Raw genomic sequence first — 12,926 nt, 5'->3', positions numbered from 1 at the left:
ACGCCAGAAGAGACGACGGGAGGTTAAATGCACAGTATCAGTGCAAATAACGCACTAATGTTGTGCATATGTTAATTAATTGCACCACTAAAATTAACTTTTTGTTAATAACAGAAGGAAGGGTAATTCGGAAAGTGGAAACGACGAAGGCCTGAATCATTTCTGATTCAGGCCTTCTGAATAGTGGCGGAACGGACGGGACTCGAACCCGCGACCCCCTGCGTGACAGGCAGGTATTCTAACCGACTGAACTACCGCTCCACTGTTCCCGTTTGGGGAACGAGGCGCATATTACGGTGTGCCTCTGATCTCGTCAACGCTTTTTCTCACGTTTTGAATCGTTTGCTGCAAAAATCGCCCAAACGATGTTTTTACAAGCATTCCGGCGCTTTTCAGGCGCGCCACATACAACTTCCACCTTTCTTCAGCACCAGATCGAGTCGGGATTCGTGATTAAGAAGCTCTTCATCACTGGCTAAAACAACCCGCAACCGACTTGCCTGGCGGACAACACGCTGAATTCCCGCCTCGCCCTGCGTCTGCTGAGATTCATTTTCCATGCTGAACTTCATTGACGTCTGCCCACCGGTCATCGTCAGATAGACATCGGCCAGGATCTGGGCATCGAGTAATGCCCCGTGCAGCGTTCGCTTGGTATTGTCTATTTCGTAGCGGGAACAGAGCGCATCAAGGCTGTTACGCTTGCCGGGGAACATTTTCCTCGCCAGCGCCAGGCTGTCTGTTACCTTACAGAAGGTGTTTGTCTTCGGGATATCACGATTAAGCTTGCTGAATTCATAATCCATAAAGCCGATATCGAACGAGGCGTTATGGATGACAAGCTCTGCGCCCCTGATGTATTCCAGGAACTCGTCAGCGACATCCGCAAAAGTCGGCTTATCCAGCAAGAACTCATCGGCAATACCGTGAACGCCGAACGCTTCGGGATCTACCAGCCGATCGGGTTTGAGGTAGACGTGGAAGTTGTTCCCCGTAAGACGACGGTTCACCACTTCAACGGCACCGATCTCGATAATCTTGTGCCCTTCGTAGTGCGCGCCGATCTGGTTCATACCGGTGGTTTCGGTATCGAGGACAATCTGGCGAGTAATTGCAGTGCTCATAGCGGTCATTTATGTCAGACTTATCGTTTAACTGAACGTTTCAATTACAGGAAGTCTACCAGAGATGCGTAAACAGGTAGAAATTTTCACCGATGGATCTTGTCTCGGCAACCCAGGGCCTGGCGGCTATGGCGCGATTATGCGCTATCGCCAGCACGAAAAAACTTTTAGCGAAGGCTATTTTCTGACCACCAACAACCGAATGGAATTGATGGCGGCCATAGTGGCACTGGAGGCGTTAAAAGAGCATTGTGACGTGGTGTTAAGCACCGATAGCCAGTACGTACGTCAGGGGATAACCCAGTGGATCCATAACTGGAAAAAACGCGGCTGGAAGACCGCTGATAAGAAGCCGGTCAAGAACGTCGATCTCTGGAAACGTCTTGATGCGGCGCTGGGCCAGCACGAGATTAAATGGGAATGGGTTAAAGGCCACGCCGGTCACCCGGAAAACGAACGCTGCGACGAACTGGCGCGTGCTGCGGCATCCAATCCCGCACATGAAGATGCGGGCTATCAGCCCGACGTTTAATCGGTTTTTTTGTATTGCCGCGTTGCACCAACAGTTTGACGGATATGCGTTTTCGTTTTGCTCTGCTTCATTGGATTAAGCGTAAGAGGGATAGTGCGCTTACGTGCAACGATGAACTGCATGCAGCCTAAAGCGGGCAAATGCGTGCTCAACAGTACACCTCCCTGCCGCGCCCAGGGGAGCACCTGAAAACCGCCGTAGCAGAGCACCTCAAAGTTTAGCAGTGAAAGCCAGTCGAGCTGGCGCATCATCGTGAACATCCGGCTGTTATAAGGTGGAGTTCTGCGTAACACGGGTACCAGCTTGCGCAGGCCCATCAAACTCAGAGGATTAAACCCGCTGAGTACCAGCCAGCCATCATCAATCAGAACACGGTCGGCTTCACGCAGCAAGTGATGGGGATCGCTACACCAGGGCAGTGTATGGGCAAGCAAACACGCATCGACGGACTTTTCCGCAAATGGCAGATGCAATGGGTCTGCTTTCACCTGAACCGGCGATCCGCCGAGCGAGACATTGACCTGATGTGAGATAGCGCAGCTTTCGGTATTGATTTCCGCGCTGAGATTGCCAATCTTAAGCAGGTGAAAGCCATACATTTTCGCAAGCCAGGGCTTCAGTTGTTGCTCTAAGGCCTCGCGATAGTATTCACCCCAGGGCAATTCCGCCCAACGCTGCGGTGCTGCGACAGTCTGAGGTATCCTTGCCGGTTTCATCAAAACACCTGCCACGTTATTAGAGGTAATGTATGAATCTTATCAGTATTCCTGCTTTTGAGGACAATTACATCTGGGTTTTGGTTGACGATGATCGTCGATGCGTCATTGTTGATCCCGGAGAAGCCGCCCCTGTATTACGTGCAATAAAAGAGAATGACTGGCAGCCAGAAGCCATTCTCTTGACGCATCATCATCACGATCACACTGGCGGCGTTCCCGAGCTGCGGGCCCATTTTCCCCATCTTGTGGTTTACGGACCGGCGGAGACACAAGATAAGGGAACAACCCGGATAGTCCAGGAAGGCGAAAAGATCCTCATACACCAGTGGGAATTTTCCGTATTTGCCACACCAGGTCACACTTTGGGACATCTGTGTTTCTACAGCAAACCTTATCTTTTTTGTGGCGACACACTGTTCTCTGGAGGCTGTGGAAGACTTTTCGAAGGCACAGCGACCCAGATGTATCAGTCCTTACAGAAAATTAATGCCCTACCCGATGAGACGCTTATTTGTTGCGCACATGAATATACATTAGGAAATATGAAGTTTTCCGTTAGCCTCTTACCCGAGGATCGTGCGATCCAGGATTATTATCACAAAGTGAAGGAGTTACGTGCAAAAAACCAAAACACACTCCCCGTAATTCTGAAAAATGAGCGCAAGATTAATTTATTTTTACGAACAGATGATATTGATTTAATTAACAAAATTAACCAAGAAACAAATTTGCAACAACCAGAGCAGCGTTTTGCATGGTTAAGGTCAAAGAAAGATAACTTCAGATAATTGCGGGTTGCCTTTTCAAAATTTCGCCGTTATCATCGCTCGTCTTTTAAGCAACTATTGACACACACATGAAGGCAAAAGCGATATTACTCGCCTCTGTCCTGCTTGTAGGTTGCCAGTCGCAGAACGGCAGCAACGTACAACAGCACGCACAGAGCCTTTCTGCAGCTGGTCAAGGGGAAGCAGGGAAGTTTGCAAGTTCGGCGCGATGGATGGACGATGGAACATCATTCGCGCAGGATCAAGACTTGTGGACCTCTATTGGCGACGAGCTAAAGATGGGAATTCCGGAAAACAGCCGGATTCGCGAACAGAAACAGAAGTACTTAAGAAATAAGAGCTATCTCCACGATGTAACGTTACGGGCAGAGCCGTATATGTACTGGATAGCCGGGCAAGTTAAGAAACGTAACATGCCTATGGAGCTGGTACTCCTACCCATAGTGGAGAGCGCTTTTGACCCACACGCAACGTCTGGCGCCAATGCCGCAGGCATTTGGCAGATCATTCCGAGCACCGGGCGAAACTATGGTCTGAAACAGACTCGCAGCTATGATGCGCGTCGTGATGTTGTCGCTTCAACGACAGCCGCTCTCGACATGATGCAACGTCTGAACAAGATGTTTGATGGCGACTGGCTGTTAACTGTCGCAGCGTACAATAGCGGCGAAGGTCGTGTACTGAAGGCAATGAAAGCGAATAAAGCACGGGGTAAATCCACCGATTTTTGGTCGCTCTCACTGCCACAGGAAACAAAGATTTACGTACCGAAGATGCTGGCATTGAGCGATATTCTCAAGAACAGCAAGCGTTACGGTGTACAACTGCCAACACCAGACGAAAGTCGTGCACTGGCGCGCGTTCGCCTCAGCAATCCAGTTGATATTCAACAGGTTGCAGATATGACGGGTATGTCGGTAAGTAAATTGAAAACCTTTAATGCTGGCGTTAAAGGCTCAACGCTGGGGGCAAGTGGCCCGCAGTACGTAATGGTTCCGCAGAAACATGCTGAACAGCTACGTGAGTCTTTAGCTTCTGGTGAAATCGCCGCCGTTCAGTCAACGCTGATCGCGGACGCTTCATCAGTCAACAGCCGCAGTTATAAGGTTCGTTCAGGTGATACGCTTTCGGGTATTGCATCACGTCTTGGCGTGACAGCAAGCGATCTGCAGCAGTGGAATAACCTGCGCAGTTCAGGCCTTAAAGTGGGTCAAACTCTGACGGTGGGTGCAGGTAGCAGCGCACAGCGTCTCGCCAGCAACAGCGATAGCATCACCTATCGCGTGCGTAAAGGCGATTCCCTGTCCAGTATCGCAAAACGCCACGGCGTGAACATCAAAGATGTGATGCGCTGGAATAATGATACTGACAATCTGAAACCAGGTGACCAGTTGACGCTGTTTGTGAAGAACAGCGCCACGCCAGACTCCTGAGAACACGATGGAAAGATAATAAGGCACCGATTCCCCTCGGTGCCTTTTTTGTTTATCCCGCTTTTTGCGCTTCAGTCATGATGGTATCGCTGGTAAACGAACCATCCTCCTGTAATTCAAAGTAAGCCTTCACCTCTGCGGACGCACTCTGCTGATACAGCCGAATAGCGTGACTTAATGCCTCCGGAGTGCGCATACGGGCGATCCATGAGCTGAATTCCAGCGGTAAGCGATCGGTTATTAATGAGCGCGAAATCAATCCCGCCTCGGTAATGAGCGATAACCACTCTCCACTGGAGTAGTTTTGCACATGCGAGGTATCGCGCAGTGCTTCCACCGTCTGCAGCCAGATATTGCGCACCGGGTGTCCCGGAGACATCACATCCAGAATGATAAGAACACCACCCGGCTTCAGGACACGTTTTACTTCACGTAATGCCTGGCCAACATCATGCCAGTGATGTGCGGAATAACGGCTGATAACCACCTCAAACGAAGCATCTTCAAAAGGTAAAGATTCGGCATAGCCCTGGCGCGTATCAATGTTTTCCAGCCCCTTCGCTTTCGCCGCCTCGGCAACCACCGCCAGCATCTGGCTGGATAAGTCATACGCAGTAACGTGCGCGACCTGTTGTGCAGCCGTAAAGCTGGCATGCCCTGCCCCGCAGCCTAAATCCAGTACGTGTGCCTGCGGGAACGCAGCCAGACGTTCACCGAGACGCACCAGATCGCGGCCGGAAGCATGTACGGCGCTGCTCAGATACGCATTTGCCTGAGAGCCAAACTGTTTTTCTACGTTGTCATGATGGGAGTGTGTTGTTGTCATCGTACTGTCCTTTGTTGGTAAAAAATAAAGGGCAGCACCCGAACAGGCCTGCCCAACGGCAGACCTGACACACCATTATTTATCAGGTTTGCCGGGACTGAATTCCACTAGTAGAGGATTGTGATCGGAGGCGCGCGTCACCAGAACGGAGGCGTCATGCACGCTCAAACCGCGATAGAAGACAAAATCGAGAGGACGACCAAAGGCTTTCTTGCGTTGGTCATCGCTAAAACGAACTTCACGCAACGACATCTCGCGCGCAAAGCGATACAAGGCATTCATGCGCGGACGGCTCCAGGCATTGAAATCGCCTGCCATAATGATGGGGCCGCTGTGATGGGCAATCTGATCGCCAATTGGAAGTAACTGCTTACTATATACATCCACGCCCAGGCTGAAGTTTACCGCATGGATATTCACGACCATCAACATTCGGGTGTCCGGCAACGGGTAGACCGTCACCAGCGCCGATTTCGCCAGACGAAGGATGGGCTCACGTTCGCGCAGTGGACAGCAATAGACCGGATGCGCTGAAGAGAGTGTCATCACACCTGAGGGATGTTGCGGCAGGACAAACGCGGGAACCTGATCGGCGGCAAGATAGTTCGTGGTGGCAAACCGCACCAGCTCAGGGGTGGTTTGCGCCTCCTGGAGCAGAACCAGATGGGCATCTTTTCCAAAATTCTTGAGTACCGATAACCATTCCGCACGCTGCTGCTTAAAGATATTCCACACCAGTACACGGATTTTCTCATCGCTGCTTAACGGTGTGCCGGCAGGTAATGCCTGGCTTATGCTCGCAAACGACCCCGGAGGCAAGATCCTCTCCGCTGGCATTCCGGCAACATAACGCATGGCATAGGTATTTTTTCGCACTTTTGGAAACAGCCTCTGTAACATGAACCAGCCCTGAAAACGGACTGGTTCTAATGTTATAGGGACTTTAGGTTACACTTTCAACGCAATTTCTGAGAAACCGCTTTCCAGTTTTGTAAGCAAGCACTTACTGATGTTACCCCAGTGCTACCCGAGTTGGTCTATCAAGGCGTCCACTCAGGCCAATCAACAGGAAGGCTACAAGCACGATCGCAGCACCAATCCATGGCGTTTGCGCCAGTCCAAAATGTTCAACCGTCTGCCCACCCACAATGGAGCCAATAGCAATGCCGATATTAAAAGCGGCAATGTTCAGGCCGGATGCCACATCCACCGCGTTGGGCGTATACAGTTCTGCTTTCTGTACCACATAAACCTGAAGGCCCGGCACGTTACCGAAGGCAAAGATCCCCATGACCAGGACAGTGGCCAGTGCGGCGTATTGCATTGATGCAGTGAACTGGAACACCAGCAGCAAAACAACCAATGCTGCAAAGATGAATTTGAGAGCGGGAACCGCACCATGTTTGTCTGCCAGTTTGCCGCCCCAGATATTACCTATTGCGACGGAGATGCCGTAGCCCAGCAAAATCCAGCTCACCGCATTCGGGGAGAAGCCTGCGAGATCCTGCATCATCGGCGCCAGGAAAGTAAAAGCAGTGAATACACCACCATAGCCCAGTGCGGTCACGGCATAAATGATCAACAGGCGCGGATGCGTCAGAACCTTTAGCTGGTCGCGCAGGCTGGCGCTCGCACGACCAGGTATATTCGATGGCACCAACAGAAAACTGGCTACCAGAGCAATCACACCCAGTAAAGAAACCGCCAGGAAGGTTTCACGCCAGCCGAAGTGTTGGCCGATAAATGTCCCCAGCGGTACGCCTGTAACAAGCGCGACAGTCAGTCCACCAAACATAATCGCAATGGCTGATGCCGCTTTCTCTTTGGGTACCAGACTTGTGGCAATGGTAGAACCAATTGAGAAAAAGACACCATGAGCAAGGCCGGTCAGCAGGCGGGCAATCACCAGTGTGGTGTAATCCGGGGATTGCCAGGCCAGAACGTTACCCGCTGTGAACAACACCATTAGCGCCACCAACAGTTGCTTGCGAGGGAATCGACCGGTGAGTGCCGTCAATACAGGCGCACCGACAGCAACACCCAGTGCATAAATAGATACCAGCAGCCCGGCAGATGGCAGCGAAATCGCAAGCTGGTCGGCGATGGTAGGAACCAGTCCTACGATAACAAATTCGGTCGTGCCAATTGCAAAGGCACTGATCGTGAGGGCAAGTAGCGCCAGTGGCATAAAATACTCCGTCTCTTCAGGATTAAGATGACAGGCAGTATGCGCCAGTGCTTAAATAACAAAAATGGTCAAAATATCAATTGAATTTTGCAGGTGGTGCAACAATGAAAGCAACGTCGGAAGAGCTGACAATCTTTGTCGCCGTCGTCGAAAGCGGCAGTTTTAGCCGTGCGGCTGAACAGTTAGGGCAGGCTAACTCGGCCATCAGTCGCTCGGTGAAAAAGCTGGAGATGAAGCTTGGAGTCAGTCTGCTCAACCGTACGACACGGCAGCTCAGCCTGACGGAAGAAGGAGAGCGCTATTTTCGCCGCGTGCAGTCCATCCTGCAAGAAATGGCCGCTGCAGAGACGGAGATTATGGAAACCCGCAGCACACCACGTGGATTGCTGCGCATTGATGCGGCCACGCCGGTTGTGCTTCACTTTCTGATGCCGCTGATCAAACCTTTCCGCGAACGCTATCCGGAGATGACGCTCTCTCTGGTCTCCTCAGAGACGTTTATCAATCTTATCGAACGGAAAGTGGATGTGGCTATCCGGGCAGGAACCCTCACAGATTCAAGCTTGCGTGCCCGTCCACTGTTTGCGAGCTACCGCAAAATTATCGCCTCACCGCAGTATATTGCAGAGCATGGAAAACCTGAGACGGTTGAAGAGTTAAAGCAGCATCTGTGCCTGGGCTTTACGGAACCTGTGTCGCTGAACACCTGGCCTGTCGCCTGCCCTGACGGTCAGTTACATGAGATCACCTGCGGGTTGTCGTCTAACAGCGGGGAGACGCTGAAGCAATTGTGCCTTGAAGGTAACGGGATCGCCTGTCTGTCTGACTACATGATTGATAAAGAGATTGCGCGTGGCGAACTGGTGGAACTGATGGCAGATAAACGTCTGCCGGTCGAAATGCCGTTTAGTGCGGTGTATTACAGTGACAGAGCGGTGAGTACGCGTATTCGTGCCTTTATCGACTTCCTGAGCGAGCATATAAAAACAGCTCCCGAAGGAGCTGTGTGAGGGTTTCAGGATACAAAAGGTGGGGTCAAACTTAATCCCAGTGAGGGGCTAATCCTTCCGGGCTGACCAGGCGATCGTTGCAATCCAGTGCGGCGATCGCTTTTTTGTCTTCGTCGTCGAGCTGGAGATTCTGTGCTAACAGGTTACTGGCCAGGTTTTCACGTTTGGTTGAAGAAGGGATAACGGCATAACCTTCACCCATTGCCCACGCCAGGATGACCTGTGCTGCAGTCACATTATGTTTTGCTGCGATGCGTGCAATCACTTCATCTTTCAATGCTTTGCCATAAGCCAGCGTCATATAAGATGTAATATGAATGCCATGCTGTTTTGCCCAGTCAGCCACTTTGCGGTTTTGCAGGTAAGGTGACAGTTCAATCTGGTTAGTCGCAATATTTTCTGCACCAACGGCCGCAATTGCTTTTTCCATCAGCGGAATAGTGAAGTTAGAAATACCAATTTCACGGGTTAAACCCTGTTTTTTCGCTTCCAGCAATGCCTGCATGAATTCTTCCACTGAAACAGCATCATTCGGTGAAGGCCAGTGGATCAGCGTCAGATCGACGTAATCAGTACGCAGTTTTTTCAGACTCTCTTTCAGGCTGGGGATCAGTTTGTCCTTGCTGAGATTCTCAATCCAGATTTTAGTGGTGATAAACAGTTCGTTACGCGGTACACCACTCTCTTCGATAGCCTGACCAACAGCAGCTTCATTTTCATAAATTTGTGCCGTATCGACGGTGCGATAGCCCAGTTCGAGTGCGGTTTTAACTGATGCGATAACAACGTCGTCTTTCAGGCGGAAAGTGCCCAGACCAAATGCAGGGATAGTCATGTAATTCCTCGTTAATCATAGTTTTCGTTAACTGAGGAAGATTATCGCTATTGTCGTTATTCAGAAAAAGAGCGTAAAAAGCAGAGGATTTTTGCTAATTAAGCAATAATTATACGACAGATAATAAAAAAGCCCTGAGCGTTGACTCAGGGCTTTTAATAAGTGGCGGAACGGACGGGACTCGAACCCGCGACCCCCTGCGTGACAGGCAGGTATTCTAACCGACTGAACTACCGCTCCACCGAAGACTGCTGTAACCACCGGATTTATGCACCGGCTTACTACTTAATTTGATGCCTGGCAGTTCCCTACTCTCACATGGGGAGACCCCACACTACCATCGGCGCTACGGCGTTTCACTTCTGAGTTCGGCATGGGGTCAGGTGGGACCACCGCGCTAAAGCCGCCAGGCAAATTCTGTTAAATCTGTATCAAGGCTGAAATTTGATTGTCTGTCTCTTCGCCGAAACAGCTTCGGCGTTGTAAGGTTAAGCCTCACGGTTCATTAGTATCGGTTAGCTCAACGTATCGCTACGCTTACACACCCGACCTATCAACGTCGTAGTCTTCAACGTTCCTTCAGGACTCTCAAGGAGTCAGGGAGAACTCATCTCGGGGCAAGTTTCGTGCTTAGATGCTTTCAGCACTTATCTTTTCCGCATTTAGCTACCGGGCAATGCCATTGGCATGACAACCCGAACACCAGTGATGCGTCCACTCCGGTCCTCTCGTACTAGGAGCAGCCCCCCTCAATTCTCCAGCGCCCACGGCAGATAGGGACCGAACTGTCTCACGACGTTCTAAACCCAGCTCGCGTACCACTTTAAACGGCGAACAGCCGTACCCTTGGGACCTACTTCAGCCCCAGGATGTGATGAGCCGACATCGAGGTGCCAAACACCGCCGTCGATATGAACTCTTGGGCGGTATCAGCCTGTTATCCCCGGAGTACCTTTTATCCGTTGAGCGATGGCCCTTCCATTCAGAACCACCGGATCACTATGACCTGCTTTCGCACCTGCTCGAGCCGTCACTCTCGCAGTCAAGCTAGCTTATGCCATTGCACTAACCTCCTGATGTCCGACCAGGATTAGCTAACCTTCGTGCTCCTCCGTTACTCTTTGGGAGGAGACCGCCCCAGTCAAACTACCCACCAGACACTGTCCGCAACCCGGATTACGGGTCTACGTTAGAACACCAGCCATTAAAGGGTGGTATTTCAAGGTCGGCTCCACGCAGACTGGCGTCCACGCTTCAAAGCCTCCCACCTATCCTACACATCAAGGACCAGTGTTCAGTGTCAAGCTATAGTAAAGGTTCACGGGGTCTTTCCGTCTTGCCGCGGGTACACTGCATCTTCACAGCGAGTTCAATTTCACTGAGTCTCGGGTGGAGACAGCACGGCCATCATTACGCCATTCGTGCAGGTCGGAACTTACCCGACAAGGAATTTCGCTACCTTAGGACCGTTATAGTTACGGCCGCCGTTTACCGGGGCTTCGATCAAGAGCTTCGCGTTGCCGCTAACCCCATCAATTAACCTTCCGGCACCGGGCAGGCGTCACACCGTATACGTCCACTTTCGTGTTTGCACAGTGCTGTGTTTTTAATAAACAGTTGCAGCCAGCTGGTATCTTCGACTGATTTCAGCTCCACCCGCAGGGGCTTCACCTACATATCAGCGTGCCTTCTCCCGAAGTTACGGCACCATTTTGCCTAGTTCCTTCACCCGAGTTCTCTCAAGCGCCTTGGTATTCTCTACCTGACCACCTGTGTCGGTTTGGGGTACGATTTCGTGTTACCTGATGCTTAGAGGCTTTCGGAAGCAGGGCATTTGTTACTTCAGCACCGTAGTGCCTCGTCATCACACCTCAGCGTTAAAAGAAGTCCGGATTTACCTAAACTTCCGCCTACATGCTTAAACCGGGACAACCGTCGCCCGGCTAACATAGCCTTCTCCGTCCCCCCTTCGCAGTAACACCAAGTACAGGAATATTAACCTGTTTCCCATCGACTACGCCTTTCGGCCTCGCCTTAGGGGTCGACTCACCCTGCCCCGATTAACGTTGGACAGGAACCCTTGGTCTTCCGGCGTGCGGGCTTTTCACCCGCATTATCGTTACTTATGTCAGCATTCGCACTTCTGATACCTCCAGCACCCCTCACAGGACACCTTCAACGGCTTACAGAACGCTCCCCTACCCAACAACACATAGTGTCGCTGCCGCAGCTTCGGTGCATGGTTTAGCCCCGTTACATCTTCCGCGCAGGCCGACTCGACCAGTGAGCTATTACGCTTTCTTTAAATGATGGCTGCTTCTAAGCCAACATCCGGCTGTCTGTGCCTTCCCACATCGTTTCCCACTTAACCATGACTTTGGGACCTTAGCTGGCGGTCTGGGTTGTTTCCCTCTTCACGACGGACGTTAGCACCCGCCGTGTGTCTCCCGTGATAACATTCTTCGGTATTCGTAGTTTGCATCGGGTTGGTAAGCCGGGATGGCCCCCTAGCCGAAACAGTGCTCTACCCCCGAAGATGAGTTCACGAGGCGCTACCTAAATAGCTTTCGGGGAGAACCAGCTATCTCCCGGTTTGATTGGCCTTTCACCCCCAGCCACAAGTCATCCGCTAATTTTTCAACATTAGTCGGTTCGGTCCTCCAGTTAGTGTTACCCAACCTTCAACCTGCCCATGGCTAGATCACCGGGTTTCGGGTCTATACCCTGCAACTTAACGCCCAGTTAAGACTCGGTTTCCCTTCGGCTCCCCTATACGGTTAACCTTGCTACAGAATATAAGTCGCTGACCCATTATACAAAAGGTACGCAGTCACACCACGAAGGTGCTCCCACTGCTTGTACGTACACGGTTTCAGGTTCTTTTTCACTCCCCTCGCCGGGGTTCTTTTCGCCTTTCCCTCACGGTACTGGTTCACTATCGGTCAGTCAGGAGTATTTAGCCTTGGAGGATGGTCCCCCCATATTCAGACAGGATACCACGTGTCCCGCCCTACTCTTCGAGTTCACAACCTGTGTGCTTTCGTGTACGGGGCTGTCACCCTGTATCGCCGGACTTTCCAGACCGTTCCACTAACACACAAGCTGATTCAGACTCTGGGCTGCTCCCCGTTCGCTCGCCGCTACTGGGGGAATCTCGGTTGATTTCTTTTCCTCGGGGTACTTAGATGTTTCAGTTCCCCCGGTTCGCCTCGTTAACCTATGTATTCAGTTAACGATAGTGCAACAAATTGCACTGGGTTTCCCCATTCGGACATCGCCGGGTCAAAGGTTCATATCACCTCGCCGGCGCTTTTCGCAGATTAGCACGTCCTTCATCGCCTCTGACTGCCAGGGCATCCACCGTGTACGCTTAGTCGCTTAACCTCACAACCCGAAGATGTTTCTTTCGATTCATCATCGATTTGCGAAAATTTGAGAGACTCGAACACACCATTAAAGTGTGTCGTTTCA

Annotated in this window: 10 protein-coding genes, 2 tRNA genes and 2 rRNA genes; 4 read left to right on the top strand and 10 right to left on the bottom strand. The window is 51.3% G+C overall.

What is annotated here, in order from left to right; genetic code table 11:
• Nucleotides 1-184 precede the first annotated feature (184 nt).
• Together ACJ9Y9_RS04735 and dnaQ are read right to left on the bottom strand one after the other, a co-directional pair.
• A tRNA-Asp gene (locus ACJ9Y9_RS04735) sits at nucleotides 185-261 on the bottom strand.
• Nucleotides 262-392: 131 nt separating this feature from the next.
• Complete coding sequence (gene dnaQ / locus ACJ9Y9_RS04730) at nucleotides 393-1,124, bottom strand: DNA polymerase III subunit epsilon (RefSeq protein WP_075204687.1); 732 nt, start codon at nucleotides 1,122-1,124, stop codon at nucleotides 393-395.
• Between the two features lie 64 nt (nucleotides 1,125-1,188).
• On the opposite strand from dnaQ, the gene rnhA reads away from it, so the two are divergent.
• A complete protein-coding gene (gene rnhA, locus ACJ9Y9_RS04725; protein WP_028017739.1) occupies nucleotides 1,189-1,656 on the top strand; it encodes a ribonuclease HI in 468 nt (155 codons plus the stop codon).
• Here rnhA and ACJ9Y9_RS04720 read toward each other — a convergent pair.
• Complete coding sequence (locus tag ACJ9Y9_RS04720; protein WP_028017740.1) at nucleotides 1,653-2,372, bottom strand: class I SAM-dependent methyltransferase; 720 nt, start codon at nucleotides 2,370-2,372, stop codon at nucleotides 1,653-1,655. The two genes, rnhA and ACJ9Y9_RS04720, sit on opposite strands and share 4 nt — an antisense overlap.
• Nucleotides 2,373-2,404: 32 nt before the next feature.
• Between ACJ9Y9_RS04720 and gloB the strand changes: the two genes are divergently transcribed.
• Together gloB and mltD are read left to right on the top strand one after the other, a co-directional pair.
• On the top strand, nucleotides 2,405-3,163 hold the full coding sequence (gene gloB, locus ACJ9Y9_RS04715) for a hydroxyacylglutathione hydrolase (RefSeq protein ID WP_028017741.1): 759 nt from the start codon (nucleotides 2,405-2,407) through the stop codon (nucleotides 3,161-3,163).
• Between the two features lie 68 nt (nucleotides 3,164-3,231).
• Entirely contained in the window at nucleotides 3,232-4,596 is a 1,365-nt protein-coding gene (mltD, locus tag ACJ9Y9_RS04710; RefSeq protein WP_028017742.1) for a murein transglycosylase D, read from the top strand.
• 52 nt (nucleotides 4,597-4,648) lie between these two features.
• On the opposite strand, the gene ACJ9Y9_RS04705 is transcribed toward mltD, so the two are convergent.
• The 3 genes from ACJ9Y9_RS04705 to ACJ9Y9_RS04695 all read right to left on the bottom strand — a co-directional run bounded on the left by ACJ9Y9_RS04705 (nucleotide 4,649) and on the right by ACJ9Y9_RS04695 (nucleotide 7,610).
• The gene (locus ACJ9Y9_RS04705) at nucleotides 4,649-5,422 is read right to left on the bottom strand and encodes a class I SAM-dependent methyltransferase (protein ID WP_028017743.1); all 774 of its coding nucleotides are present in this window, start codon (nucleotides 5,420-5,422) and stop codon (nucleotides 4,649-4,651) included.
• 75 nt (nucleotides 5,423-5,497) lie between these two features.
• Nucleotides 5,498-6,298, bottom strand: coding sequence for an endonuclease/exonuclease/phosphatase family protein (locus tag ACJ9Y9_RS04700; RefSeq protein WP_028017744.1), 801 nt, complete (start codon nucleotides 6,296-6,298; stop codon nucleotides 5,498-5,500).
• 136 nt (nucleotides 6,299-6,434) lie between these two features.
• Complete coding sequence (locus ACJ9Y9_RS04695; protein WP_028017745.1) at nucleotides 6,435-7,610, bottom strand: MFS transporter; 1,176 nt, start codon at nucleotides 7,608-7,610, stop codon at nucleotides 6,435-6,437.
• 104 nt (nucleotides 7,611-7,714) lie between these two features.
• Here ACJ9Y9_RS04695 and yafC point away from each other — a divergent pair, with 104 nt between their 5' ends.
• Entirely contained in the window at nucleotides 7,715-8,620 is a 906-nt protein-coding gene (gene yafC, locus ACJ9Y9_RS04690; protein WP_028017746.1) for a DNA-binding transcriptional regulator YafC, read from the top strand.
• 31 nt (nucleotides 8,621-8,651) lie between these two features.
• On the opposite strand, the gene dkgB is transcribed toward yafC, so the two are convergent.
• The 4 genes from dkgB to ACJ9Y9_RS04670 form a co-directional block, all read right to left on the bottom strand.
• A complete protein-coding gene (dkgB, locus tag ACJ9Y9_RS04685) occupies nucleotides 8,652-9,455 on the bottom strand; it encodes a 2,5-didehydrogluconate reductase DkgB (RefSeq protein WP_028017747.1) in 804 nt (267 codons plus the stop codon).
• 163 nt (nucleotides 9,456-9,618) lie between these two features.
• A tRNA-Asp gene (locus ACJ9Y9_RS04680) sits at nucleotides 9,619-9,695 on the bottom strand.
• Nucleotides 9,696-9,750: 55 nt separating this feature from the next.
• Nucleotides 9,751-9,866, bottom strand: a 5S ribosomal RNA gene (rrf, locus tag ACJ9Y9_RS04675).
• 73 nt (nucleotides 9,867-9,939) lie between these two features.
• Nucleotides 9,940-12,839, bottom strand: a 23S ribosomal RNA gene (locus tag ACJ9Y9_RS04670).
• Nucleotides 12,840-12,926 lie beyond the last annotated feature (87 nt).

Origin of the sequence: Enterobacter sp. CPE_E1241, from assembly GCF_045618265.1 — a bacterium.
Taxonomy (GTDB): Bacteria; Pseudomonadota; Gammaproteobacteria; order Enterobacterales; family Enterobacteriaceae; genus Enterobacter; species Enterobacter adelaidei.
This window is presented reverse-complemented; position numbering and strand designations above follow the sequence as displayed.

What these genes read in the sequence shown, in the direction of transcription:
- dnaQ (WP_075204687.1), bottom strand. Translation starts at nt 1,124, where the DNA reads ATGAGCACTGCAATTACTCGCCAGATTGTCCTCGATACCGAAACCACC.
- dkgB (WP_028017747.1), bottom strand. Translation starts at nt 9,455, where the DNA reads ATGACTATCCCTGCATTTGGTCTGGGCACTTTCCGCCTGAAAGACGAC.
- mltD (WP_028017742.1), top strand. Translation starts at nt 3,232, where the DNA reads ATGAAGGCAAAAGCGATATTACTCGCCTCTGTCCTGCTTGTAGGTTGC.
- gloB (WP_028017741.1), top strand. Translation starts at nt 2,405, where the DNA reads ATGAATCTTATCAGTATTCCTGCTTTTGAGGACAATTACATCTGGGTT.
- ACJ9Y9_RS04705 (WP_028017743.1), bottom strand. Translation starts at nt 5,422, where the DNA reads ATGACAACAACACACTCCCATCATGACAACGTAGAAAAACAGTTTGGC.
- rnhA (WP_028017739.1), top strand. Translation starts at nt 1,189, where the DNA reads ATGCGTAAACAGGTAGAAATTTTCACCGATGGATCTTGTCTCGGCAAC.
- ACJ9Y9_RS04720 (WP_028017740.1), bottom strand. Translation starts at nt 2,372, where the DNA reads ATGAAACCGGCAAGGATACCTCAGACTGTCGCAGCACCGCAGCGTTGG.
- ACJ9Y9_RS04695 (WP_028017745.1), bottom strand. Translation starts at nt 7,610, where the DNA reads ATGCCACTGGCGCTACTTGCCCTCACGATCAGTGCCTTTGCAATTGGC.
- yafC (WP_028017746.1), top strand. Translation starts at nt 7,715, where the DNA reads ATGAAAGCAACGTCGGAAGAGCTGACAATCTTTGTCGCCGTCGTCGAA.